Origin of the sequence: Thermococcus sp. 5-4 (assembly GCF_002197185.1) — an archaeon.
In the GTDB taxonomy this organism is placed as follows: domain Archaea; phylum Methanobacteriota_B; class Thermococci; order Thermococcales; family Thermococcaceae; genus Thermococcus; species Thermococcus radiotolerans.
Genome location: NZ_CP021848.1, coordinates 1,077,593 through 1,100,517, shown reverse-complemented (window position 1 = coordinate 1,100,517; position 22,925 = coordinate 1,077,593). Strand labels below are relative to the sequence as shown.

Genomic DNA, 22,925 nt, shown 5'->3' with positions numbered 1-22,925 from the left:
GTGTATTTAGAGCGGGAAACGTAGGACTTGAATTTTACGTTGCAATAAGACTTTAGGAGAATTGAAAGTGTAATAAATCTGGGCGTCGTGAGTCCAAAGCTGAGTTGCAATAAGACTTTAGGAGAATTGAAAGCCGAGCCACTTTCCGAAGATTCTCGTGACATTCATGTTGCAATAAGACTTTAGGAGAATTGAAAGTCGCTAGCTTCTCTTCCTGCCTCTTCCTGAGTGCCTGTTGCAATAAGACTTTAGGAGAATTGAAAGGGCTCTGGGTTATCCTGATGTGGGCCTGATCCTGGAAGTTGCAATAAGACTTTAGGAGAATTGAAAGTGATGATGCAGTTGCAACGAACGTTCAAGTTTGGAAGGTTGCAATAAGACTTTAGGAGAATTGAAAGTATGCCACTCTGTTACTGCCGAATAGCGGCTGTGGCGAGTTGCAATAAGACTTTAGGAGAATTGAAAGGAGCTAACATAATCCGTATCAGTCACATAGAGCACAGGTTGCAATAAGACTTTAGGAGAATTGAAAGAGAACCCTGAGGTCATCAAGGAGGCCAAAAAATCAAAGTTGCAATAAGACTTTAGGAGAATTGAAAGTAACGCATAAGCGGGTCTTTACTCTTACGGCCTCCCTTGTTGCAATAAGACTTTAGGAGAATTGAAAGAAGAACCCGCCGAATAGTGCTTCCATGAGAAAGTAGTAGTTGCAATAAGACTTTAGGAGAATTGAAAGTGCTGAGATCTGGGAGAATGCTAACGGTCAATTGAATGTTGCAATAAGACTTTAGGAGAATTGAAAGCGGAGGGTGATGGGTATGGTGATAAGCGTTCTCCAGAGTTGCAATAAGACTTTAGGAGAATTGAAAGTACTGCCTGCTATTGGGGGTGTTTGAGAAATGAAGGGTTGCAATAAGACTTTAGGAGAATTGAAAGTACTAATGTGAGTTTTTGCTATAAATAGTTTTCGGCGTTGCAATAAGACTTTAGGAGAATTGAAAGAATAACCATAAGTCAACGTCTAAACGACCTTACCTCAGTTGCAATAAGACTTTAGGAGAATTGAAAGTATTCTGAACAAACACATAGCAGGTGCTGGTGTTGCTATCCCACGTTGCAATAAGACTTTAGGAGAATTGAAAGCGTCGTAACCGGACCCGCCCGAGACGGGGAGGGCCGCGGTTGCAATAAGACTTTAGGAGAATTGAAAGTAATGCTCTGATAGAAGAGGGCAAGGTGAGGAGGGTCTGTTGCAATAAGACTTTAGGAGAATTGAAAGTATTTTTCCTCAGGTAGCGCCTCACCCGGTTTGGGTGGTTGCAATAAGACTTTAGGAGAATTGAAAGCGTGTAGTATGCCAACAAGCCAACCCACGCCCAAGTCCGTTGCAATAAGACTTTAGGAGAATTGAAAGATAGAAAAGCTATACTGACAAAGACCGCACAACCTTCGTTGCAATAAGACTTTAGGAGAATTGAAAGTCTTTTTAGTCGCGACCTCGGCGAGGTCCCTCTTTATGTTGCAATAAGACTTTAGGAGAATTGAAAGTCATGTTCTTAAGGACCTTCATCAGGGCTGAGGGCGTTGCAATAAGACTTTAGGAGAATTGAAAGGAAATCGTCAGTAATCTGTGGGCTTAGTGGGCTGAAGTTGCAATAAGACTTTAGGAGAATTGAAAGATTAAAACCGAGGCTGCTTATAATGCCTATCTCAGGTTGCAATAAGACTTTAGGAGAATTGAAAGTGTAATAAATCTGGGCGTCGTGAGTCCAAAGCTGAGTTGCAATAAGACTTTAGGAGAATTGAAAGCCGAGCCACTTTCCGAAGATTCTCGTGACATTCATGTTGCAATAAGACTTTAGGAGAATTGAAAGCGCATATCGAACGATATTCTAAACGCTTTTGACGTAGTTGCAATAAGACTTTAGGAGAATTGAAAGTGAGAGTTAAGGCTTTGATAACCTCAGCCCTCGGAGAGGTTGCAATAAGACTTTAGGAGAATTGAAAGGAAATCGTCGAGAAAATCGTCGCGAGCATCGCCCCGGTTGCAATAAGACTTTAGGAGAATTGAAAGGAATGTTCGCCTCAGGAGCAACACCGCTCACGTAGACGGTTGCAATAAGACTTTAGGAGAATTGAAAGGGCTTCCCTCGTCGTAGCATATGGGTTCGGCGTCCACGTTGCAATAAGACTTTAGGAGAATTGAAAGCTCGGAAGGTCGGCCCTCCACTTTTGGATCTTTAGTTGCAATAAGACTTTAGGAGAATTGAAAGTTAGTGCCATGCTCCCACCTCAGGTGATAACCGGGGTGTTGCAATAAGACTTTAGGAGAATTGAAAGCCCTGGTCGTCTTTCTGTGGGGGAAGGCCCCCCATATCGTTGCAATAAGACTTTAGGAGAATTGAAAGTTTACATAAAAGACGAGGACGGCAGGGTTTACTGGCTGGTTGCAATAAGACTTTAGGAGAATTGAAAGTAGAATTTTTGATAAACCGCGTTTCCCTGCTTACCCGTTGCAATAAGACTTTAGGAGAATTGAAAGGGGAGAAAAGTTATTTACGATGAAGACGCTAGGGGTTGTTGCAATAAGACTTTAGGAGAATTGAAAGTGAGATCCTGCCCAAAATCGGGGGTTACCATACAATGTTGCAATAAGACTTTATAGCAGATTTAATGCAAACCTACAAAAACTCCCCGAACAGCAGGTCTTCCTTCGTGCCTCCCGCCTTCTTGAAGACCCTCTCGCTCCAGGAGACGCTCCCAACGTCCCTGGGTCTGTGGGCGTCGCTCGCGAAGACCAACTTTACGCCGCGCCTTATGCATTCCCTTATGAAGCTGATATCGGGGACGCGGTAGCGGGAGCTTATCTCGAAGGCCTTTCCGCTCGCCTCCGCCAGCTCTATGAGCTCCCTCAGGCTCTCCTCATCGGGATAGCCTATGTGTGGAAAACTCGCCCCGAAGTGCCCGATTATGTCAACGCTCTCATCGAGGAGTGCGCCCTTCACGAGCTCAACGTATTCCTCCGGGTCACTCAGCCAGAGGTGAACGCTGGCTATGACGTAATCCAGCTCTTCCACCATTCCCGCGGCAACGTCAACGCCGTTGTGGGTTATATTGGCCTCGATCCCAGCCAAGACTGTTATCCCGCTCTCCTCTCTCCAACGGCGGACCTCCCGGATATAGCGGTTGAAGGCCCTGCCCGTGAGGTAGTGGCTGTGGTCGCTTATCCCGAGCAGGCTCAGGCCCCGAAGCTCTGCGGCAGCAACGTTGTCTCCTATTCCTCCAACGCCGTCGGAGTATGCTGAGTGCGTGTGTATATCGTGGGGAAAGTCGAGCATGTTAGAAACTCCGTGGGGAGATTAAAAAGCCTTCTGGACAAAATATCCAAAGTAAAGTCCAACCTTGAGTTTTGACAACCTTTAAATACCGTCTGAAACAAAACTCACCCGGTGGTGAAAATGGTCGAGCGCTCCAAGGTTAGGGTTCTCGTTGCAAAACCGGGACTTGACGGTCACGACAGGGGAGCCAAGGTCGTTGCGAGGGCCTTGCGCGATGCAGGTTTTGAGGTCATCTACACGGGCATAAGGCAGACTCCGGAGCAGATAGTGGAGAGCGTCATTCAGGAGGACGTTGACGTCCTTGGAATAAGCATCCTCTCCGGTGCGCACATGGTTCTGATTCCCAAGATACTCAGGCTCCTTGAAGAGCGCGGTATAAAGCCCAACGAGGACGTTCTCGTGATAGCCGGCGGAATAATTCCGCCCGACGATGCCGAGCAGCTCGAGAAGATCGGCGTCGCCAAGGTTTTCGGTCCGGGAAGCCCGATAGGCGACATCATAAGCTTCATAGACGAGAACGTTCCGAAGCTCAAGAAGTTCAGGTCGGCCTGAACCCAACCTTTATAATTTCTTGCTGGATAATTTGTCCGAGTGGTGACGATGATAGACGACCTTATAGAACGCATGCTCCAGGGGGACAGGCGCGCCACGGCGAGGCTCATAACCCTCGTTGAGAACGATGAGGAGAAGGCTCGGGAGATAATCTCAAAGATATACCCCCACACCGGAAACGCCTACATCGTTGGTATAACCGGGCCGCCCGGAGCCGGGAAATCAACGCTTCTCGACAAGCTCATCAGGGTTGCCAGGGAAGAGGGGAAAATCGTCGGCGTCATAGCCATAGACCCCACCTCCCCCTTCACGGGTGGTGCCCTCCTCGGCGACAGGATAAGGATGCAGAGGCACTCGACCGACCCCGGAGTTTTCATCAGGAGCATGGCGACGCGCGGCTCCCTCGGTGGGCTCGCCAAGGCCACGAACGACGCCATAAAGGTTCTCGACGCCTACGGATGCGACGTCATCTTCGTCGAAACGGTCGGTGTTGGCCAGATCGAGATTGACATCGTTAAGACGGCCGATACCGTGGTTCTCGTAACCGTACCCGGTCTGGGAGACGACGTGCAGGCAATAAAGGCAGGCCTTATGGAGATAGCGGACGTCTTCGTAATCAACAAGGCAGACAAGGAAGGGGCGGATGCAACGTACTTCGAGCTCAACCTCATGCTCGACCTCGAGAAAGAGCGCTGGGAGAAGCGCGGCTGGAGACCGCCGATAGTTGAGACCGTGGCAACGACGATGAAGGGAATCAGGGAGCTCTGGTCGGCCATAAAGGAGCACCATAACTTCCTTGAGCGCAGCGGTGAGATAGAGCGGAAGAGGAAGTTCCGGGCCGAGGAGGAGGTCAAGACTATAGTCTCCGGAAGGATAGCAAAGGCGATAAGCGAGAGACTCAATGAGGAAGAGGTGGCGGCCCTGATAGAGAAGATTGTGATGCGTGAAATCGACCCTTACTCTGCCGCGGATCTGGTACTTGAAAAAGCCCTGGGGGTGAAGGTATGATAAAGAAGATAGACCACGTTGGTATAGCCGTTAAGAACCTCGACGAGGCCATCAAGGTCTGGGAGGGCCTCGGCCTCAAGGTCGAGGAGATTGAGGAGGTCCCGGACCAGAAGGTAAGGACCGCGATAATCCACGTTGGGGAGAGCAGGATTGAGCTCCTGGAGCCCACAGCTGAGGACTCCCCGATAGCCAAGTTCATAGCCAAGCGCGGTGAGGGCATACACCACATAGCCCTCGGCGTTGAGGACATCGAGGGGCACCTCGAGAAGCTCAAGGAGGAGGGCTACAGGCTCATAGATGAAAAACCGCGCATAGGTGCGGGCGGTGCTAGGATAGCTTTCGTTCACCCGAAGGCCGTAACAGGTGTGCTTCTCGAACTATGTGAGAGGGAGGAGTGATACTCCAAAAGGAGTTGCGTTTGGTGCTGTCCCTCTCTTTTCTGTTTAACTGAAAGGTCCGAGCAGTCGCTTGCTCAGATTCATACCGTAACGCTTATTAAGTATGTTTGCAAACTTACTGTGGCCGCGGTGCGGTAAGAATAATACTTGAGTAATGTGTACGAAGTGATGACCTATGATGTTTAGGGGGCGACCCCTGAGGAAGGAGTCACGAATACTGGACTATCGCCGTCTCAACGATATTCTGGTGAGGAACCCAAACAGGGAAAAGATTCTCATAACCAGAAGGTCTCCCTTCGAGGTTAACGCTCCGAACGTTTACCAGATCTGGATCACCAAGGTTTCCCATCCCAACGCCGTCCATCCCTCCAAGCTTCACGTCATCGAACAGATTGTGTGGGACAGACTTCAGAATGAGAAATCCGACGTTGTTCTGGACGCCGTCGAGTACCTGATGATAGAGAACGGGGTCGAACCCACGCTTCGCTTCGTGGGCAAGATACGGGACATGGCCGTCATGAAGAACTCGGACTTCTACGTCACGGTTAGCGACGGTCTGGATGACAGGCTACTCAACGTCCTCCGCAGAATAGTCGAGTGAGCGCGCGGCAGGTAAAGTTATATAACCTACTTCATCATTCTCCAATTTAGGTGTAGGGCATGCCGTACATCGAGAAGATTGAAATGAAAGGTTTCAAATCCTACGGTAACCGAAAAGTAGTCGTTCCGCTTTCTAAGGGGTTTACAGCGATCGTTGGTGCCAACGGTTCTGGAAAGAGCAACATTGGTGACGCCGTTCTCTTCGTTCTCGGTGGACTGTCGGCCAAAGCCATGCGCGCAACCAGGATAAGCGACCTTATATTCGCGGGCACAAAAACCGAGGCGCCGGCAAAGTACGCCGAGGTAGTGATGTACTTCAACAACGAGGACAGAGGCTTTCCCATCGACGAAGACGAGGTTGTGATAAAGCGCCGCGTTTATCCCGATGGCAGGAGCACCTACTGGCTCAACGGCAAGAGGACCAGCAGGAGCGACATCCTCGACGTTCTCAGCGCGGCGATGATTTCACCGGAGGGCTACAACCTGGTCCTCCAGGGAGACATCACCAAGTTCATCAAGATGAGCCCCACTGAGAGAAGGATGCTCATAGACGAAATCTCTGGAATAGCCGAGTACGACGCGAAGAAGGAGAAGGCCCTGAAGGAGCTGAAGCAGGCGGAGGAGAATCTGGCGCGTGTTGACCTGCTCATCCGCGAGGTCAAGACCCAGCTCGACAAGCTCGAAAAGGAGCGCAACGATGCCCTTCGCTACCTCGACCTGAAGGAGCGCGTTGAAAGGGCTAAAGTAACGCTTCTCCTGGGCGAGATAAGGAAGCTGAAGTCCCTGATTGAGGAGAACAATCTCCGCGACAAGGAGATAGAGGCCGAGATAGCCGCCATAGAGGAGCGCCTCAAGGACATAGCCAAGGAGATAGTCGCCAAGGAGAAGGAGCTGAACGCTATCGAGAAGGAGCTTGAGGAGAAGAGCGAAGACGGCATCCTTGAGGTTACCCGGAAGATCAGCGAGGTTCAGTCGAAGATTGAGATGGCAAGGAAGAACATCGAGCTGGCTCAGAAGGAGATAGAGGACAGTCAGCACAGGCTCGCCAAGACCAAGGAGGAGCTGAAGAAAGTATCCGAGGAGATAGAGAAGAGCAGAAACGCCATTCAGCGCTGGACGAAGAGGCGCGAGAAGCTCAAGGCGGAGATAAAGGAGAAAGAGGTAGTCAAAAACGAACTGGTCATCAAGCTCGGCGAGATAGACAGGGACTTCGCCATAGCCAAGCAGGACTTTGACAAGGTCGTTGACGAACTTGAGGAGGCCAAGAAGGAGCTCTATATGAAGGAGAGCGATATTAGAAAGTTCGAGGAAGAGATAGAGCGCCTTAAGGGTAAGATTGCCCAGGAGGGTGCCAAGAGAACGGCACTCAAGTCCAAAATCGAGGAGGCCAAGAAGTCTCTTGAGGCCAAGCGCTCCGAGCTCGGAGAGATAGATGGAAAGATGTCCAGGGCCGAGGCGAGGCTTAGAAAAGCTGAAAAGGAGCTTGAGGAGAAGACCAAAGCCCTCAGAAAGGTCGAAGGGGAGCTTTCCAAGGCCAGGGAAGAGCTCATCAAGGCCGAGGCCCAGAGGGAAGTTCGCGGAAACCGCGCGGTCGAGTTCCTCAAGAACCAGAACATTCCCGGCCTCTACGGGCCCCTCGGGGAACTGATAACCGTCGCGGACAGGGACTACGCTCTAGCCGTGGAGGTCGCCCTCGGCGGGAACTACGACAACGTTGTGGTCGAGGACGATAGGGTCGCCGAGAAGGCCATCAAGCTCCTCAAGGAGAAAAAGCTCGGAAGGCTGACCTTCCTCCCGCTCAACAAGATAAAGCCCCGTTCGATGCGCGAGAAGCCCTCCCTCGGAATCCCCGCGATGGACGTTGTCCAGTACGACCCGCGCTTTAAGAACGCGGTAGCATATGCCCTCGGGGATACGCTCATTGTAAACGATATGGACGAAGCCAGAACCGTAGGGATTGGAAAGGTTCGCATGGTGACCCTGGGCGGTGAGCTCCTTGAGAGGAGCGGAGCGATAACCGGCGGTCACTACAGGCCAAGGGGTAAGCTCGGGGTAAACGTCGACGAGATAAGGAAGAAGGTCGAGAAGCTCGAACGCGAGAAAGAGGCCATGGAATCCTCAATTAACGCGCTCAAGATCGAGGTTAAGGGTCTCCAGAACGAGCTCTTTGAGCTCCGCATGAGGAAGAGTGACCTGAGCAAGGACCTGCAGGTCGTCCAGAGGGAGATGGAGCGTCTCCTCGCCGAGGACAAGGCCCTAAAGGAGAGCATCGAGGAGAGCGAGAAGCTCATCGAGGTTCTCGAGAAGAGGATTCACGGGACAAAGGGCGACATGGCGAAGCTCCGCGGAAGGATAGAGAGGCTTGAGAAGAAGAAGGAGAGGCTCAAGAAGGCCCTTGAGAACCCCGAGGCTAGGGAGCTGAACCAGAAGATCAGGGAAGTGGAGCACGAGATAAGCAAGCTCAGGGAGGAGCTCAGCAAGGTCGAGAGCAAGCTCGAAAACCTTGAGATAAGGATAAACGAAGAGCTACTTCCGAGGAAAGCGGACCTCGAGGAGGAGATAGAGGGTCTCGTGAACAGGATAAACGCCCTCAAGGCCAACATCACCGAGAACGAGAAGGCCATCAAGGAGTTCGAGAAGGAACTTGAGGAGCTCAGAAAGGCTGAGGAGAGCGTCAAGGACGAGCTCAAGGAGCTCCGCGAGAGGCGCGAGAAGGTCAAGAACGAGATAATAGACCTCCGCTCGGAGAAGGACGAGCTCAACTCCAAGCTCCAGGAGCTGCGCATCGAGGCCAACACCCTCAAGATAAAGCTCGCCCAGTACGAGGCAACGCTGAAGGAGAAGCAGGACGAGCTGAAGCACCACGATACCAAGCTCATAAGGAGCATCAAGGAAGTCCCACTGGAGCTTGAGGCTTTGCGGGAGCAGATAGAGAAGATGGAGGAGGAGATACGCTCCCTTGAGCCCGTCAACATGAAGGCCATAGAGGACTTCGAGGTCGTTGAGCGTCGCTACCTTGAGCTGAAGAGCAAGCGCGAGCAGGTCGTTGCCGAGAAGGAGAGTATAGAGGAGTTCATCGAGGAGATAGAGGGGCAGAAGAGGAACGTCTTCATGCAGACCCTCAGCGAGATAGCCAAGAACTTCTCGGAGCTCTTCGCGAAGCTCTCTCCGGGAGGAAGCGCCAAGCTCATCCTTGAGAATCCGGACGACCCCTTCGCAGGAGGCCTCGAGATAGAGGCCAAGCCTGCAGGAAAGGACGTCAAGAGGATAGAGGCCATGAGCGGCGGTGAGAAGGCTTTAACTGCCCTCGCCTTCGTCTTCGCGATACAGCGCTACAAGCCTGCCCCGTTCTACCTCTTCGATGAGATCGATGCACACCTCGACGATGCCAACGTCAAGCGCGTCGCTGACCTCATCAAGGAGGCCTCCCAGAACAGCCAGTTCATCGTGATAACTCTGAGGGACGTCATGATGGCCAACGCGGACAAGATAATCGGCGTCAGCATGAGGGCCGGTGTCTCGCGTGTCGTTGCACTCAGCCTCGAGAAGGCCATGAAGATACTCGAGGAGGCAAGGAAGAGGAGCGAGGCCGAGCACGCGGAGATGTTCGGTCACCTGAGCGGGTGATAACGATGGAATCGCGCCGTGAGGAGGAGATAACGCCCGTCGACATTCTCCTCCAGCTCGTCACCATGGGCAAGGTTGACCCATGGAACATAGACATCGTCGACCTGACCGAGAAGTACATCGAAAGGCTCAGGGAGATGAAGGAGCTCGACCTCCGCGTTTCGGCGAGGGCTATCCTGGCGGCGTCAATCCTCGTCAGGATGAAGAGCGAGGCTCTGCTCCACGCCGATGAGGAGGAAGAGGAGGAGCACCACGAAGAGCGCATAAGGGTCGAGGTTGAGCCTTTGGCTCCCCCGCTCAGGAGGGTCGAGCGCTACTACACCTTCGACGACCTCCTGGATGCCCTCATGGACGCCCTTGAGGAGGCCGAAAAGAGAAAGCCGCGGAAGAGGAAGAAGGTCGAGATAGAGGAGGAGGTATTCGTCGTCGACGACTTCCGCGTTGACATCGAGAAGCACGTCTACAGGCTCCACGAGATAGTCGTGAACATGTACAGGGAAACCAGGGAGCCCATAAACTTCTGGGACCTGGTCTTCGACCCAACGCCGAAGATAGTCGCCAGAACCTTCCTCTACCTCCTGTTCCTCTCCAACATGGGCAAGGTTGACCTCATTCAGGAGGAGCCCTTCGGGGACATACTCGTCGTGCCCGTGGAGGAGGCCTGATTTCTTTCCTCCCTCTTTGCAGGCCTTATCGTTATGACCAGCAGGGGTTCCTCGCCTCCTATGTAGAGGCTCTTCTTTTCCCTGTTTATGTAGAAGCAGTACCTCCCGTTCGGAAGGCCTTCAACGAATTTTCGGGGGAGTGTATGCCTTGCAGTTCTACCATCGAAGAAGACGCAGTCGTAGGCCTCGGAAATCCCGGAAACCCTTTCTCTGATTTCCTCAAGGGGCAGCATCTCGCATTCGAGCCTGGCACAGACCAGGCTCTTTCTTCCGTCCGTGAGGATTACCACCCGCTCGTTCACATCGATCTTCCGCGAGCGGTCGAGGAAGTCCCACAGTTCGGCGTATATTCGTTCAAGCCTCCGCTTCTTCGCCAGCCTTTTGACGAGCCTCTCCCTGGCGTGCCTCGTGAGGAGCATGCCCTAACTTCGTCCGAGAATTTATAAACTTCGCCGAGGATATAAGCACATGTATCTTCGCCGCGATCTAATCGAGCCCCGCGTTTATCAGGAGGTAATCTACGCCCGCTGCAAGGAAACCAACTGCCTCGTCGTCCTGCCAACGGGGTTAGGAAAGACGCTTATAGCCATGCTCATAGCCGACTACCGCCTCTCGAAGTACGGCGGCAAGGTTCTCATGCTCGCCCCGACGAAGCCTTTAGCAGTCCAGCACGCCGAGAGCTTCAGGCGGCTCTTCGACCTTCCCCCCGAGAGGATCAACGTCCTCACCGGCGAACTCTCCCCCAAACAGAGGGCCGAGCTGTGGGTGAGGAGCACGGTAATAACCGCCACGCCCCAGACCGTTGAAAACGACATCCTTACCGGAAAAATCTCTCTGGAGGACGTTGTTCTGCTCGTTTTTGACGAGGCTCACAGGGCGGTGGGAAACTACTCCTACGTCTTCATAGCCAAGGAGTACCTCAGGACTGCCAAGCACCCGCTCGTGCTCGGGCTCACAGCATCCCCCGGAAGCGACGAGGAGAGGATACGGGAGATAGTCAGGAACCTCGGGATAGAGCGCATCGAGATAAGAACCGAGAGCTCGCCCGACGTCAAACCCTACGTTCAGAGGATGAGCTTCGAGTGGGTGAAGGTTGAGCTCCCCGGCATCTACAAGGAGGTGCGCTCCCTTCTGAGGGAGATGCTCAAAGAGAGCCTCAAACCCCTCGCCCAGTTCAAGCTGGTGAGCACGTACTCGCCGGACATCTCAAAGAGGGAGGTTCTCCAGGCGGGTTCAAAGATAAACCAGGAGGTCGCGAGGGGCAACTACGAGCTCGGCCGGCTTAGGATGTACCAGGCCAAGGCGGTAAAGTTGCAGCACGCGATAGAGCTGCTTGAGACGCAGGGGCTAACCGCGCTGAGGGCGTACCTCAAGAAGCTCAGGGAGGACAAGAGGACGAAATCCAGCAGGCAGCTCATGGAAGACCCGCGCATGAGGAAGGTGATATACCTCCTCGTTCAGGCAAAGGAGCTTGGCCTCGACCATCCGAAGATGGAGAGCATGTTGAGTCTGGTTAAGGAGCAGCTGAAGAAAAAGCCGAACTCAAAAATCATAGTCTTCACGAACTACCGCGACACCGGGAGGAAGATCGTCGAGGTTCTCCGCGGTGAGGGAATAACGGCCGAGCGCTTCATCGGACAGGCGAGCAGGAGCAACGACAGGGGAATGAGCCAGAAAGAGCAGAAGGAGACCCTTGAGAGGTTCTCGCGCAGCGAGTTCAACGTTTTGGTAGCCACGAGCGTCGGCGAAGAAGGCCTCGATGTGCCCGAAGTTGATCTCGTCATCTTCTACGAGCCGGTGCCCTCGGCCATAAGGAGCATCCAGAGGCGCGGAAGAACCGGGAGGCACAGACCGGGAAGGGTCGTTATACTGATGGCCAAGGGAACGCGCGATGAAGCTTACTACTGGAGCTCCCGGAGGAAGGAAAAGGGAATGTTCGACGCCATAAAGAAGCTCGCCAGGGAGCTTGAGAAGGCTCACCCGAAGAGGGGTAAAATAAGGGAAAGGGCCGTGGAGCGTGTTGAAATGCCCTCGAAGGGAAGGGTAACGTCCCTAGATGAGTTCCTGAAGCCGAAGGAAAAGCCCGAAAAGGCTGAGAAGAAGGTGGAAAAGGCCGAGAAACCCGGGCCTTCCAAGGAGGAGGTCTATGAAAAGCTCCCGATAAAGCCTGTCTTTGTGAGGAAGCCCAAGGGGATAGTGGTTTACGTTGACAACCGCGAGCTTAGGAGCGGCGTTCCAAAGCACCTGAAGGAGCTCGGAGCGGAGATAGAGGTCAGAACCCTCGACGTTGCCGACTACGTTGTGAGCGAGGAGATTGGGATAGAGAGGAAGAGCGCCAACGACTTCATACAGTCCATCATCGACGGCAGGCTCTTCGACCAGGTTGAGAGGCTGAAGAGGGCCTACGAGAAGCCGGTGATAATCCTAGAGGGCGAACTCTATGGCATAAGGAACGTCCATCCCAACGCCATCAGGGGCGCCATAGCCGCCGTAACACTCGATTGGGGGGTTCCGATACTGTTCTCCTCCGGAACCGAGGAGACCGCCCAGTTCATCTACCTCATGGCCAAGCGCGAGCAGGAGGAGAGGAAGAAGGAGGTTCGCCTCAGGAGCGAGAAGAAGGCCTTAACCCTCGCCGAGAGGCAGAGGCTCATCGTTGAGGGCCTCCCCTACGTCTCGTCCACACTCGCAAAGAGGCTCCTCAGGCACTTCGGGAACGTTGAGCGCGTTTTCACCGCCACGGAGGAGGAGCTCCAGGAAGTCGAGGGAATAGGCAAAAAGAAGGCGAGGGAGATAAGGAAAGTGATAACCGCCCCCTACGTTGAGGACGAGGACAAAGCTTAAGTCAGGATTTTGGAAGATTATGTTGCCCCCGGGAAACCGCGGGGGATGAGCGCCTCGGCGAGCCGTGATTCCCCTTCGCTCCCCGGGGGCACACTTCTCGGTTACCTTGTGACGATGGCGTTCACTCCGGCCGCCGCTAGGGTAAGCAGCTCGAACACCTTGTAGGCTTCCTCCACCGTTTTGGTCTCGAACTCGACCGTCTTTCCATCTATGCGCTTCACGAAGGGCAGCAGTTCAGCCGTGTCCGCCATGTCGCTTCTGAGGAAGCGAACCCTAACGTGAACGGGCTCCTTCATCACGAGCGCCTTCGCTTCTCCCCTCTTCAGCCTCTCGACGGCCTCTCTAACGCCTTCCCTCAGCATGGTCTTTATCCTGCGCATTCCGGGACTCTTGGCGGCGTAGCGCGAGGGGGACTCCTTGAAGGGGACGCCGACGACCCAGGGGGTGAAGGCCTTAACGTCGGTCTCTATCAGCCTCCTGTCCCCGCCGACCAGAATTACCGGAATTCCCCAGCTCCCTAGAAGGTATGTGTTGAGCAGGAACTCGCTCACCTCAACGCCGTTTATTTCAAGCCGGTCTATACTCGCCCCGCTGTAGGTGTGGTCGAAGGTCGCTCTATCCGTTCCAGCCTTGGCATGGTAGCCGAGGAAGAGGGCGGCATCGCTCCCCTTTGCGAAGGCCACCATGCTGAGCGGCCTCGGAAAGCCCCTGACCAGTTCGACGTACTCGGGCATCTCTTCCGGAAGGATGTTGACCATCGGCCCGTGGCTGTCGGCTATGACGACCTCGTCGAAGCCGTTTTCGTGCAGCGTCTCGGCCGTGACCTTTGCTATCTCGGTTGCTATCCTTCTGGCCTCCGAATACAGGGCACCCTTCACGAAGAGATGCTCCCTGCTGACGATATAGGGCAGGCCCTCAAGGTCGAGGGATATGAAGGCACGCATCGGCATCACCACGATAAAAATCGAAGCGATAAAAGATAAGTCTTGTGGTAGGCGCCATAACTGCGGGGAATATACGGCACGAAATTCAATAATTCCCGCTCATGAAAAGGGTTATATAGGCCTTCTTTCATAGAATAGAGTGGTGATTGGTATGCAAATCGTTGAACTCGACATTAAATTGCCCTACGAAGGAAGGGGAAAGATTCTGAGCCGTCTTTATGAAAAGGTTAGGGGCAAGATTCGGGACATACACTTCTTCCCGCCAACCCTGGAGGGCATTAGCGAAATCAGGATGGAGATAGTCGAAGATGACGCTCCGAAGCTTCTCTCCGAGCTCAAAAGGATAATCAAAAACGGAAAGGTAACCTTCAAGGTCCTCTCTGAGGCCTAACCCTTTATCCCCTTATTGAGTTCTTCCAGCTTTTCTCTGGCCTTCTCAAGCGAATCTGCCTTCTCTATCGCCGTTCCTGTGACGATGATGTCGGTCCCGGCCTCGACGGCCATTCTTGCCTGTTCCCCGGTTCTTATGCCACCTCCGACGATGAGGGGAACGTCTATAACCCTCCGGACGAGGGAGATCATCTCCGGCGGAACGGGCTCCCTCGCCCCGCTCCCCGCCTCCAGGTAGACGAGGCGCATTCCCAGGTACTGTCCAGCCAGGGCGTAGGCCGCCGCAATTTTCGGCTTGTGCCTGGGGATTGGCTTGGCATCGCCGATCCAGCCGACGGTTTCCCCGGGTTCGATGATGAGGTAGGCCATCGGAATAGGTTCTATTCCGTAGCGTTTGACAGTGAAGGCGCCGAGGGCCTGGGAACCGGTTATGAAAAACGGGTTGGTCGAGTTGAGCAGGCTCATGAAGAATATCGCGTCGGCGTGCCTGCTTATCCCCCCGTGGGAACCGGGAAATAGTATCGTTGGAAGGCTCGAGTTCTCCTTTATTGCCCTCACGACACCGTCCAGAACGTCCCCCTCGGCCCCCGTGGAGCCGCCTATCATCACTGCATCAACGCCGACTTCTTCACTCATCCTCGCTATCTCTCCAGCGATATCTGGGGTAACGTCGTCGGGATCGATGAGAACGAAGTGGAGCTTCTCTCTCTTGAGCTTTTCATGAATGTAGGACTCAACTCTCCCCAGTTCGAGCTTCATTTTCCTCACCGAATTCTATAGCTTCCCTCTCGCTTTTAACCCTTTTCCATTTCAGGCCCAGTCCTTCGAGGATTCTGATAAGGAGGGCGTCCGGTTCTTCGTCGAATCTGTAGAGGTTCGTCTCCACCCTAACGTCACCAGCGCCGAAACCCTCCACCGGCTCCCCATGCCTGGAGACCTCCACTGAGAGCTTCTCCTCAAGTCTCTCCTCGCTCGGAATCATGTACGCTCTCAAGAGCTTCGCATCCTTCAGGAGGAAGTCTATGTGCCAGTGGAGCTTTTTGTGCCTCCTGAAGTGCCTGGCGACCCTTTTCTCGAGGGAGTTCATGGCGGAGCCGACGTAGACGTAGTATCCGCCCTTTAGGGGGAACCTGCGTCCCTTCGTGGTTATTTCGCTCTCCTTGGGCAGATGGATAACCAGGAAGTACGCACCCTTCATGGAAGTGACTCCCACTCAGAGTTTATAAACCCTCAAGCCTAATTCCCCATAGGTGTGGAGAATGGACGAAAAGAAAAAGAAGCGCCCCGTTGACGAGTTTGCCTGGCAGGAGTATGACAAAGAGGAGTTTGAGGAGCGTTTCCCTGCCCTGGCGAAGGAACTCGAGGAGGAAGGGGTTCCGATAGACGCTTACAGAACCGACGAGAAGAAGGCCATCGACGAGGAGGCGAGGGATTTCTCCGGCTACAATCCAACCGTCATAGACTTTCTCAGGAGATGCGAGACCGACGACGAGGCGCTTGAGATAATCAACTGGATGGAGGAGCGCGGGGAGATAACCCACGAGATGGCCAAGGAGCTGCGCATAACCCTAGTCCAGAAGGGTGTGAGGGCTTTCGGCTCCAAAAAAGAGTGGGGATGGTACGAGAGACACAGGAAGAGGGAATAATTCAGATGTTCCCTATCCTCTGCAGGACCATTCCCTCTATCCTTATCGGCTCCGTTCTCCTGGCGAGGACTATCGCCTGGTCGAGTCTGGCCTCGCTCTCGGCGCGTATCGTGAATAGAGGATCGCCTTCCTTGACCTTTTCTCCGACCTTGACGTAGAGTTCTATCCCGGCTCCCTTGTCCTCGGGGGCACCGGCGGCCCTCGCTATCCCCGTTATTGCCTTGTTGTCTATCCCGGTTATGTAGCCGCTGATGGGGGCCGTGAAGGTGTAGGTCTTATCGCCTATCGGTATCTCCTCCGGCTTGATGTCGGGGTTTCCGCCCTGCTCCTCTATAATTTCCCTCATTTTCTCGTAGGCCTTTCCGCTCTCCAGGATTTCCCTCGCCATCTTCTTGCCCATCCCTGTCGGCGCCACTCCTCCCATCTCAAGGAGAATGCCCGCCAGCCCGGTGGCCTTCTCTATCAGGCTTCCGGGGCCCTTCCCCGTCATGAGCGCCGAGAGGGCCTCCCTGGCCTCAAGCGCCGGACCGACGGTGTGACCTATCGGCTGGCCGCCGTAGGTTATGGCCACCTCCACGTACTGGCCAAGCCTTCTGCCCAGCTCTATGAAGTCCCTGGAGAGGGCCCTGGCCTGATCGACCGTCTCCACCTTGACGCCCTTGCCCGTTGGGATGTCGATGAGAACGTACTGGCTTCCCATCGCGTACTTCTTTGACATTATGCTGGCGAGCATGAGGCCGGTCGGGTCGATGCTCAGAGCGCGTTCGGACTTTATCGTGATGTCATCAGCCGGGGCGAGGTTCAGAGCGCCGCCCCAGACCATACATGCGCCTATCTTCTCCACGATGCGCTTTATCTCATCGAGGGAGAAGCTTACGTCAGCAAAAACCTCGACCACGTCGGCGGTGCCTGCGGCGCTTGTGATTGCCCTCGAGCTGGTCTTGGGTATCGTCAAACCTGCGGCGGCGACGATGGGCACGACGAGTATGTTGGTCTTGTTTCCGGGGACGCCTCCGATGCTGTGGACGTCCATGATCGGCTTTCTGTCTATATCAAGCATGTCTCCGGTCTCGGCCATCGCTATCGTCAGCGCGGCGATCTCGTCCATGTCGAGGCCGTTTATCTCAAGTGATGTGACGAAGGAGCTTATCTCGATGTCGCGGAGCTTCCTGTCCACGATGTCCTTGATTATCGCCTCTATCTCGACCTTCCTGAGCTTCCCTCCATGCATCTTCTTCTTTATGTAGCGGACGCTCTCGGGGGTGCCACTTGGTATAACGGTGACGACCTCCCCCTCGGAGAAGCTGTGGAGCCCGAGTATGTCCCTGCTTATCCCAATCTCTCCCTCCTTCACGAGATTGCTCACGACAACGCTTCCGTAGACGGTTTTCTTTCCGGCCTCGATCTTCACGAGGTCATCCGGGTGGAGTTTGGCCTTCTTGGCTTCCTTCTCGTTGATGAAGACCGAATACCTCCCGCTGTACATGTCGAGTATCCTAATCTTGGCCTTCATGACTATCCCTCCCTTTCACACACGAGTTCACAGTATTGGACAGAAGAGTACTTAAATGTTTTCAACTGATTGGCCATCAAAATGAGCACAGCCGTTCATAAAGCTTGGCAGGGAAATGTAAAAAGATCAGCCACTGAGGCCCTGGCCGTACTCGGCCACCGGAACCACGCTGTTCTGGAGCTCGCCGGTGCTGAGGAGAACCCTCACTACGTCGGGGACTATCTCCCTTACCGCCGGCGGTAGAAGTCCCTCTCCCCTGAGATAGTAGCCAACGACCTCGCTCAGTGGGGCGCTTACGAGCCTGCCCTTAAAAACCCGGACCACCTTATCCTCCACCTCGACTATCCTGTCTGGATAGCCGAGCCTAACCTTCATAGCGCCCCACCCCCCAGAATGGAATTAATACTGGAGGGCTTTTAAAATTTAACGCCACAGAAATGTTTAATAACAAAAGGAACAGAAAAGCTCAGAGGTTCCTGACTTCTTCGTCTATGGACTCTTCGAGGGTCTTCTCCCACTCTTCGACGTCGAAGTCAACGAGTTCGCTCTCAAGGTCCTCCTTGAGGCTGGTGACGCGCCTCTTGAGGGCACTCTTAGTTTCTTCGTCGTAAACTACGTAGTACGGGTTGCTCTTGGCTGAGTAGTAGAGCATCAAGAGAACTATGTTGAGCACGATGAGGATGACCACTATTCCGTAGAGCAGTGGCTCGGCCATTACCTCTTCCCTCCAAACAGCGCTTTGAAAACCCTCTTTATCGGGCTCTCTGGCTCGGGTGCCTGCCACTTGATTCCTGCGAGCTTGGCCGCGAGTTGCTTGATGGCTATGGCCGCCGGGCTGGTCGGGTTCTTGATGACGAGTGGCACACCGTAGGCGGAGGCACGCTTGACCTCCGGGTCCTCGGGTATCATAGCGAGGACCGGTACCTCGAGGATGGCCTCTATCTCCTCCTGGGTCAGTTCGGTCTTCTCGTTGGTAACCCTGTTGAGTATCGCACCGAGCGGAAGGGTTCCGAGTTTCTCGGCGATCAGCTTTGTCTTGAGAGAGTCAGTGATGGCGGAGATTTCAGGGTTTGTAACGATTATAAGCTCCTTTCCAATGAGGAGCGCGGTAACGGACGTCATCTCAAGGCCCGCTGGGGCATCGATAAGGACAAAATCCGCCATCTGGCCGATTTCTCTGATCAGCTGCCTGAGCCTCTCGGGTTTGGCCTTCTTTATCTTCTCGAGGCTCAATCCACCGGGGATGACCTTAACCCCGGCCGGGCCCTCGTAGATTGCATCCCTGAGATCGGCCTCTCCTGCCAGAACATCGTGGAGCGTTATTGGAATGTCCTCCATACCAAGAACAAGGCTGAGGTTTGCCATGGTTATATCAGCATCCAGCAGGATGACCTCCTTTCCAAACTGGGCAAGGGCAACACCCAGATTGGCAACAGTCGTTGTTTTACCCGTTCCACCCTTTCCCGATGCAAAAACAATTGAACGACCTTCCAAAGTTAACACCCCCGGTATGAGCGGTGACCGCCCTTTCCCATAAAGCGTTCCTGAATTTCTTCAATTTTATACGGAGTAGTGTCTCTGTGTGTATGAAGTATGCAGGCAATGCTTTTATTTTTTGCGGTTCATCCAGGGATGGAAAAGAAAAGATGGAAGAAAAGCCATTCACACCTTACTCTTGCTCAGCCTTCGCCTCGGCTTCCTTTTCAGCTTCCTCGCGGACCTCTTTCTCAAGCTTTACCTTGGCGACCTCTGCAGTGTCGGCGAGACTCCTGAAGAGCTTCAGCATCTCCATCGGCAGGGTGAGTACGATGACGTTGCTCTTGTCGCCAGCCACGTCGCTTATGGTCTGGAGCGTCCTGAGCTGGAGTGCCATCGGGTGCTCCGAGATTATCTCGGCGGCCTCACGGAGCTTCTCGGCGGCCTGGCGCTCGGCCTCGGCAAGAAGTATCCTCGCACGCCTCTCACGCTCGGCCTCTGCCTGCCTTGCCATCGCCCTCTGCATTCCGCTCGGAAGCTCAACGTCCTTTATCTCGACCGTGCTGACTTTGATGCCCCACGGATCGGTGGCCTCGTCGATGATCTTCTGGAGCTGGAGGTTAAGCTTCTCCCTCTCGCTGAGCAGCTCGTCGAGGTGTGCCTGACCGATGACGCTCCTCAGCGTCGTCTGGGCGATCTGGCTGGTGGCCATGATGTAGTTGCTGACCTGGGTGACGGCCTTGACCGGCTCTATGACGCGGAAGTAAACGACCGCGTTGACCCTGACGGGGACGTTGTCCTTGGTTATGGTCTCCTGAACCGGAACGTCGAGAACCCTGGTACGGAGGTCGACTATCACTGCCTTCTCGAATATCGGGATTATGAAGAACAGTCCAGGCCCTCTGGCTCCGACTATCCTTCCGAGACGGAATATCACTGCCCTCTCGTACTCTTTGACTATCTTTATGGCGCTTGCCAGTATAATCAACACAAACAACAAAACAATGGCCAACACAACATTTCCGGCGCTTACAAGGGCCATGCTCATTCCTCCCTCCTTTCCTCAATTCTTTCGACTATAAGAGTGAGCCCCTTAACTTCAACAACCCTAATTTTTTCTCCAACGGGTATACTCTTTCCGTCCTTACTCTCCGCCTTCCAGAGTTCGCCGTGGAGCTTGACGACTCCCTCCGGGTCGAGGTCCTCGACGACCTTGCCGACCTCTCCCACAAGCTCCTCCCTTCCGGCCTCTGGCTTCTTCCTGTGCGCCTTGACCACTGTCGCCGCGCCGAAGAGGAAGAACAGTCCGAGGAGTATCGCCATGACGATGATGGCTATTCTGAGTATCGAGTACGTTTCACCGGTCACCAGGTATTCACCCCCGTTTCCGCTGAAGAGCATGATTCCACCCAGAATGAAGGTTATGACGCCCGCCACAGTGAACAGGCCGAAGGTCGGTGTCAGCGCCTCGGCTATGAAGAATATCATGGCGAGCACGATGAGTATTAGGGCCGCGCTGCTGTAACCGAAGTATCCCAGGCCTATGAGGCCGAGAACGAGCATTATGGCACCGACGGTCTCCGGAACGTGCCACCCGGGCGTGAGAAAGCCGAATATGAGGCCGATGAATCCGAGGTTGAGGAGGAGGTACGCTATCGTTGGGTCGGTTATGTACTTGACGACCGTGTCCCTGAAGGACGGTTCGATGTAAACGAGCCTTGCGTTCTTGAGGTGAAGGGTTACCTTCCCCTTTCCGGCCACGGGTATCTTTGTCTCCATTCCGTCGGCCTTCTGGAGGAGTTCGTCAACGTTCGTCGCGATGACCTCGATGACGCCGTACTTCAGGGCCTCCTCCGGCGTTACGCTCCTGTCCTTCGTTATAAACTCCTCAGCGAGTGTCTCGTTTCTCCCGCTCATTCTCGCGAGCTCACGGATGTACGCCACGTAGAAGTTGGTTATCTTGGGCGGCGCCTCGACGATGCTCCCGTTCTGGCCGTAGCCGAGTATCGGCCTGCAGGCCCCTATGACCGTGCCCGGTGTCATTGCTATCAAATGCGAGCTGAGTGCTATATACGTCCCCGCGGAGGCCGCCATCCCTCCCGAGGGGTGAACGTAGATTATGACCGGAACCTTTGCGTTCTGGATTCTCGTGACGATGGCCTGCATTGCATCTCCCCGTCCTCCGGGGGTGTTGAGTTCGATTATTATCGCCTCTGCGTTGTTCCTCTCGGCCTCGCTGATGTATCTGTCGAACTGGTCCACGGTGTATCCCGTTATCATGCCGTCAACCTTGGCCACGTAAACCACGTTGCTCTGGGCATGAACGCTCGGAAGGAGCATGAGGAGCATCAGCAGGGCAATCAGGACAAACCTCGGCCTCATCCGTACCGCCTGATAATAATACCACTGGATGGTTTAAATCTTTTGCCTGTCCTCCAAAAGTGATTTATATATTGGACGCCAATCTTCTAATATGAGTTTGAAGACCCTCGCCAAGCTCTACCGTGTTGCACGGGGCGATGAGAAGGTTGAACGAGCTTGGAGGCTCGTGAGGGAGGCGGCTAGATATTCCAACCGCGAGCCGTACTGGGAGTTCCTCAAGCGGAACTTCGATGTTCGTGCCGAGGATGTTAAAGACGCCCTTCGCTTCCTTGAAGAGAAAGGCGAGCTTCAAATCAAGCGTTCCGTTGACGGTAAGAGGCTCTACGTCTCAACCCTAAAGGATATAAGGGAGAACCCCGTTAGGCTCGACCGATGGCTGGGATTGACCTGAGAAAGACTACCCATGAGATGATACGCAACGGAACGTGGAAGTTCGAAGACGGTGTTTTCTACCAGGCTTTTGAGAGCGGTATCGCCGGCTACGATGGAGAGGACTTCATTCTTCCCGACTCGTGGGGCAGAAGGGAAAGGAAGTCCGCGAAGGAAAAGCTGTCCTTTGTCCTAGGCCTCGATACGGATCTGGATTCCTTCTACGCCGAGATAAGCGACTCTCTCTTTGCCTTCCTGATCGACGAGTTCAACGGTCTGGTCGTTCCCGCCTCACCGGGCACCTACCAGGCGTTAGTTGAGACGATAGCCCAGCAGCAGGTCAGCTTCGAATTCGCCCAGCGAACTATCGCGAACCTCGTGAAGCTCGCGGGCAAGCCAATGGGGGACTTACACGCATTCCCCACCCCGGAGAGGATAGCATCTCTGAGCGAAGAGGAGCTGAAAAAGGCCAAGCTCGGCTATAGGGCAGGGTACATAAAGTCCCTGACGGAGCTTTATTTGGTCAAAAAGCTCGACCTCGAACTCTGGGACTGGGGCGTTGAGGAGGCCATCGGGTACCTCACGAGGTTCAGGGGAATAGGAAAATGGAGTGCGGAGCTTTTCCTCGCGTATGGCCTCAGGAAGAACGTCTATCCCGCCGGAGACCTCGGACTCAGGAGGGGGATAGCAAAGATTTTCGGGAAGCGGGTTAAGGACGTCAAAGAAAAGGACGTGAGGGAGGTCATAGAACCCTACGGGAAGTGGAAGGGGCTTCTGGCGTTTTACATCACCTGCTACGACAGGAAGACCGAGATGGAGAGGAAGAGAAAATGAGCGAGATTAAGATTATTCTGGAAAAGGAGAAATTCAAGTCCTTGAAGGGGCGCGACATCAATGCCCTCCTCCGCGAAAACCTCCCAAGGGTGGAGGATACTCTAAAGGCCGAGCGCGAGGAGATTCTCCTTGAAAAGGTCGCAAAACTTGAGGAAAAACTTCGGGAGATAGAAGGGGAGATAGAGGAGCTCAGAGAGTTCTACGAGAGGGCTTTGAAGGACAAGGAGTTTATGATGGCCGAACGGGAGAGGCTGAGGAGGGAAAACGAGGAGCTCAGGAAGAAGGTCGAGGAGAAAAGGAAAGACCTTGAGAAAGTTCACGGATCGTGAACGAGTCGTT

General features: G+C 54.0%; 23 protein-coding genes and 1 CRISPR repeat array (1 of these 24 cut by a window edge). Of the genes, 12 read left to right on the top strand and 11 right to left on the bottom strand.

The features are described from left to right. Window positions 1-2,675: a CRISPR direct-repeat array (repeat unit 30 nt; unit sequence GTTGCAATAAGACTTTAGGAGAATTGAAAG) (it extends 29 nt beyond the left edge of the window). 6 nt (window positions 2,676-2,681) lie between these two features. Further along, a complete protein-coding gene (locus CDI07_RS06065) occupies window positions 2,682-3,338 on the bottom strand; it encodes a PHP domain-containing protein (protein ID WP_088180757.1) in 657 nt (218 codons plus the stop codon). Between the two features lie 120 nt (window positions 3,339-3,458). Here CDI07_RS06065 and CDI07_RS06060 point away from each other — a divergent pair, with 120 nt between their 5' ends. The 6 genes from CDI07_RS06060 (at window position 3,459) to CDI07_RS06035 (ending at window position 10,188) form a co-directional block, all read left to right on the top strand. Then, on the top strand, window positions 3,459-3,890 hold the full coding sequence (locus tag CDI07_RS06060; protein ID WP_088180756.1) for a cobalamin B12-binding domain-containing protein: 432 nt from the start codon (window positions 3,459-3,461) through the stop codon (window positions 3,888-3,890). Between the two features lie 48 nt (window positions 3,891-3,938). Then, on the top strand, window positions 3,939-4,898 hold the full coding sequence (gene meaB / locus CDI07_RS06055) for a methylmalonyl Co-A mutase-associated GTPase MeaB (RefSeq protein ID WP_088180755.1): 960 nt from the start codon (window positions 3,939-3,941) through the stop codon (window positions 4,896-4,898). Then, window positions 4,895-5,296 (top strand): methylmalonyl-CoA epimerase, encoded by a 402-nt coding sequence (gene mce / locus CDI07_RS06050; RefSeq protein ID WP_088180754.1) that lies wholly within the window; start codon window positions 4,895-4,897, stop codon window positions 5,294-5,296. Before meaB ends, mce begins: the two co-directional genes overlap by 4 nt. A gap of 175 nt (window positions 5,297-5,471) precedes the next feature. Then, window positions 5,472-5,897, top strand: a complete 426-nt coding sequence (locus CDI07_RS06045) for a DUF835 domain-containing protein (RefSeq protein ID WP_088180753.1) — start codon at window positions 5,472-5,474, stop codon at window positions 5,895-5,897. A 59-nt stretch (window positions 5,898-5,956) separates the two neighbouring features. Then, window positions 5,957-9,523, top strand: coding sequence for a chromosome segregation protein SMC (smc, locus tag CDI07_RS06040; protein WP_088180752.1), 3,567 nt, complete (start codon window positions 5,957-5,959; stop codon window positions 9,521-9,523). A gap of 5 nt (window positions 9,524-9,528) precedes the next feature. Further along, window positions 9,529-10,188, top strand: a complete 660-nt coding sequence (locus CDI07_RS06035) for a ScpA family protein (RefSeq protein ID WP_088180751.1) — start codon at window positions 9,529-9,531, stop codon at window positions 10,186-10,188. Here CDI07_RS06035 and CDI07_RS06030 read toward each other — a convergent pair. Beyond that, complete coding sequence (locus CDI07_RS06030) at window positions 10,137-10,607, bottom strand: hypothetical protein (protein WP_088180750.1); 471 nt, start codon at window positions 10,605-10,607, stop codon at window positions 10,137-10,139. The two genes, CDI07_RS06035 and CDI07_RS06030, sit on opposite strands and share 52 nt — an antisense overlap. A 49-nt stretch (window positions 10,608-10,656) precedes the next feature. Here CDI07_RS06030 and CDI07_RS06025 point away from each other — a divergent pair, with 49 nt between their 5' ends. Then, complete coding sequence (locus CDI07_RS06025) at window positions 10,657-13,032, top strand: DEAD/DEAH box helicase (RefSeq protein WP_088180749.1); 2,376 nt, start codon at window positions 10,657-10,659, stop codon at window positions 13,030-13,032. Between the two features lie 101 nt (window positions 13,033-13,133). On the opposite strand, the gene CDI07_RS06020 is transcribed toward CDI07_RS06025, so the two are convergent. After that, window positions 13,134-13,976 carry a M55 family metallopeptidase gene (locus CDI07_RS06020; protein WP_088180748.1) on the bottom strand — a complete coding sequence of 281 codons (843 nt, stop codon included), beginning with the start codon at window positions 13,974-13,976 and terminating at the stop codon, window positions 13,134-13,136. Window positions 13,977-14,127: 151 nt separating this feature from the next. On the opposite strand from CDI07_RS06020, the gene CDI07_RS06015 reads away from it, so the two are divergent. After that, window positions 14,128-14,367, top strand: coding sequence for a hypothetical protein (locus CDI07_RS06015; RefSeq protein WP_088180747.1), 240 nt, complete (start codon window positions 14,128-14,130; stop codon window positions 14,365-14,367). Here the strand turns inward: CDI07_RS06015 and CDI07_RS06010 are convergent. Beyond that, entirely contained in the window at window positions 14,364-15,125 is a 762-nt protein-coding gene (locus tag CDI07_RS06010) for a geranylgeranylglyceryl/heptaprenylglyceryl phosphate synthase (RefSeq protein ID WP_088180746.1), read from the bottom strand. The two genes, CDI07_RS06015 and CDI07_RS06010, sit on opposite strands and share 4 nt — an antisense overlap. Then, on the bottom strand, window positions 15,100-15,564 hold the full coding sequence (locus CDI07_RS06005; RefSeq protein WP_088180745.1) for a DUF123 domain-containing protein: 465 nt from the start codon (window positions 15,562-15,564) through the stop codon (window positions 15,100-15,102). Before CDI07_RS06005 ends, CDI07_RS06010 begins: the two co-directional genes overlap by 26 nt. A 61-nt stretch (window positions 15,565-15,625) precedes the next feature. Here CDI07_RS06005 and CDI07_RS06000 point away from each other — a divergent pair, with 61 nt between their 5' ends. Then, window positions 15,626-16,012 (top strand): DUF2095 family protein, encoded by a 387-nt coding sequence (locus tag CDI07_RS06000; protein WP_088180744.1) that lies wholly within the window; start codon window positions 15,626-15,628, stop codon window positions 16,010-16,012. Between the two features lies 1 nt (window position 16,013). Here the strand turns inward: CDI07_RS06000 and CDI07_RS05995 are convergent, their stop codons facing one another. The 6 genes from CDI07_RS05995 to CDI07_RS05970 all read right to left on the bottom strand — a co-directional run bounded on the left by CDI07_RS05995 (window position 16,014) and on the right by CDI07_RS05970 (window position 21,383). Then, complete coding sequence (locus CDI07_RS05995) at window positions 16,014-17,525, bottom strand: AMP phosphorylase (RefSeq protein WP_088180743.1); 1,512 nt, start codon at window positions 17,523-17,525, stop codon at window positions 16,014-16,016. A gap of 126 nt (window positions 17,526-17,651) precedes the next feature. Beyond that, window positions 17,652-17,900 (bottom strand): hypothetical protein, encoded by a 249-nt coding sequence (locus CDI07_RS05990; protein WP_088180742.1) that lies wholly within the window; start codon window positions 17,898-17,900, stop codon window positions 17,652-17,654. Window positions 17,901-17,991: 91 nt separating this feature from the next. After that, a complete protein-coding gene (locus CDI07_RS05985) occupies window positions 17,992-18,240 on the bottom strand; it encodes a hypothetical protein (RefSeq protein WP_088180741.1) in 249 nt (82 codons plus the stop codon). Next, entirely contained in the window at window positions 18,240-19,019 is a 780-nt protein-coding gene (gene minD, locus CDI07_RS05980; protein WP_088180740.1) for a cell division ATPase MinD, read from the bottom strand. Before minD ends, CDI07_RS05985 begins: the two co-directional genes overlap by 1 nt. 175 nt (window positions 19,020-19,194) lie before the next feature. After that, window positions 19,195-20,049, bottom strand: a complete 855-nt coding sequence (locus CDI07_RS05975; RefSeq protein WP_226996543.1) for a slipin family protein — start codon at window positions 20,047-20,049, stop codon at window positions 19,195-19,197. Next, on the bottom strand, window positions 20,046-21,383 hold the full coding sequence (locus CDI07_RS05970; RefSeq protein ID WP_088180739.1) for a nodulation protein NfeD: 1,338 nt from the start codon (window positions 21,381-21,383) through the stop codon (window positions 20,046-20,048). Before CDI07_RS05970 ends, CDI07_RS05975 begins: the two co-directional genes overlap by 4 nt. A 91-nt stretch (window positions 21,384-21,474) precedes the next feature. On the opposite strand from CDI07_RS05970, the gene CDI07_RS05965 reads away from it, so the two are divergent. The 3 genes from CDI07_RS05965 to CDI07_RS05955 are packed head-to-tail and all read left to right on the top strand — an operon-like array spanning window position 21,475 to window position 22,915. Further along, window positions 21,475-21,774, top strand: a complete 300-nt coding sequence (locus CDI07_RS05965; protein ID WP_088180738.1) for a hypothetical protein — start codon at window positions 21,475-21,477, stop codon at window positions 21,772-21,774. Beyond that, window positions 21,756-22,586 (top strand): DNA-3-methyladenine glycosylase, encoded by an 831-nt coding sequence (locus CDI07_RS05960; RefSeq protein WP_088180737.1) that lies wholly within the window; start codon window positions 21,756-21,758, stop codon window positions 22,584-22,586. Before CDI07_RS05965 ends, CDI07_RS05960 begins: the two co-directional genes overlap by 19 nt. Then, entirely contained in the window at window positions 22,583-22,915 is a 333-nt protein-coding gene (locus tag CDI07_RS05955) for a hypothetical protein (RefSeq protein ID WP_088180736.1), read from the top strand. Before CDI07_RS05960 ends, CDI07_RS05955 begins: the two co-directional genes overlap by 4 nt. Window positions 22,916-22,925: the final 10 nt, after the last annotated feature.

Bases quoted from the DNA above. Each gene is read 5' to 3' on its own strand.
- CDI07_RS06020 (WP_088180748.1), bottom strand. From the start codon at position 13,976: ATGCGTGCCTTCATATCCCTCGACCTTGAGGGCCTGCCCTATATCGTC.
- CDI07_RS05990 (WP_088180742.1), bottom strand. From the start codon at position 17,900: ATGAAGGTTAGGCTCGGCTATCCAGACAGGATAGTCGAGGTGGAGGAT.
- CDI07_RS06025 (WP_088180749.1), top strand. From the start codon at position 10,657: ATGTATCTTCGCCGCGATCTAATCGAGCCCCGCGTTTATCAGGAGGTA.
- CDI07_RS06005 (WP_088180745.1), bottom strand. From the start codon at position 15,564: ATGAAGGGTGCGTACTTCCTGGTTATCCATCTGCCCAAGGAGAGCGAA.
- smc (WP_088180752.1), top strand. From the start codon at position 5,957: ATGCCGTACATCGAGAAGATTGAAATGAAAGGTTTCAAATCCTACGGT.
- CDI07_RS05970 (WP_088180739.1), bottom strand. From the start codon at position 21,383: ATGAGGCCGAGGTTTGTCCTGATTGCCCTGCTGATGCTCCTCATGCTC.
- mce (WP_088180754.1), top strand. From the start codon at position 4,895: ATGATAAAGAAGATAGACCACGTTGGTATAGCCGTTAAGAACCTCGAC.
- CDI07_RS06030 (WP_088180750.1), bottom strand. From the start codon at position 10,607: ATGCTCCTCACGAGGCACGCCAGGGAGAGGCTCGTCAAAAGGCTGGCG.
- CDI07_RS05995 (WP_088180743.1), bottom strand. From the start codon at position 17,525: ATGAAGGCCAAGATTAGGATACTCGACATGTACAGCGGGAGGTATTCG.
- CDI07_RS06045 (WP_088180753.1), top strand. From the start codon at position 5,472: ATGATGTTTAGGGGGCGACCCCTGAGGAAGGAGTCACGAATACTGGAC.
- CDI07_RS06000 (WP_088180744.1), top strand. From the start codon at position 15,626: ATGGACGAAAAGAAAAAGAAGCGCCCCGTTGACGAGTTTGCCTGGCAG.
- CDI07_RS06065 (WP_088180757.1), bottom strand. From the start codon at position 3,338: ATGCTCGACTTTCCCCACGATATACACACGCACTCAGCATACTCCGAC.
- CDI07_RS05985 (WP_088180741.1), bottom strand. From the start codon at position 18,240: ATGGCCGAGCCACTGCTCTACGGAATAGTGGTCATCCTCATCGTGCTC.
- CDI07_RS05975 (WP_226996543.1), bottom strand. From the start codon at position 20,049: ATGAGCATGGCCCTTGTAAGCGCCGGAAATGTTGTGTTGGCCATTGTT.
- CDI07_RS06015 (WP_088180747.1), top strand. From the start codon at position 14,128: ATGCAAATCGTTGAACTCGACATTAAATTGCCCTACGAAGGAAGGGGA.
- CDI07_RS05955 (WP_088180736.1), top strand. From the start codon at position 22,583: ATGAGCGAGATTAAGATTATTCTGGAAAAGGAGAAATTCAAGTCCTTG.
- CDI07_RS05965 (WP_088180738.1), top strand. From the start codon at position 21,475: ATGAGTTTGAAGACCCTCGCCAAGCTCTACCGTGTTGCACGGGGCGAT.
- CDI07_RS06035 (WP_088180751.1), top strand. From the start codon at position 9,529: ATGGAATCGCGCCGTGAGGAGGAGATAACGCCCGTCGACATTCTCCTC.
- CDI07_RS06010 (WP_088180746.1), bottom strand. From the start codon at position 15,125: ATGAAGCTCGAACTGGGGAGAGTTGAGTCCTACATTCATGAAAAGCTC.
- CDI07_RS05960 (WP_088180737.1), top strand. From the start codon at position 21,756: ATGGCTGGGATTGACCTGAGAAAGACTACCCATGAGATGATACGCAAC.
- meaB (WP_088180755.1), top strand. From the start codon at position 3,939: ATGATAGACGACCTTATAGAACGCATGCTCCAGGGGGACAGGCGCGCC.
- CDI07_RS06060 (WP_088180756.1), top strand. From the start codon at position 3,459: ATGGTCGAGCGCTCCAAGGTTAGGGTTCTCGTTGCAAAACCGGGACTT.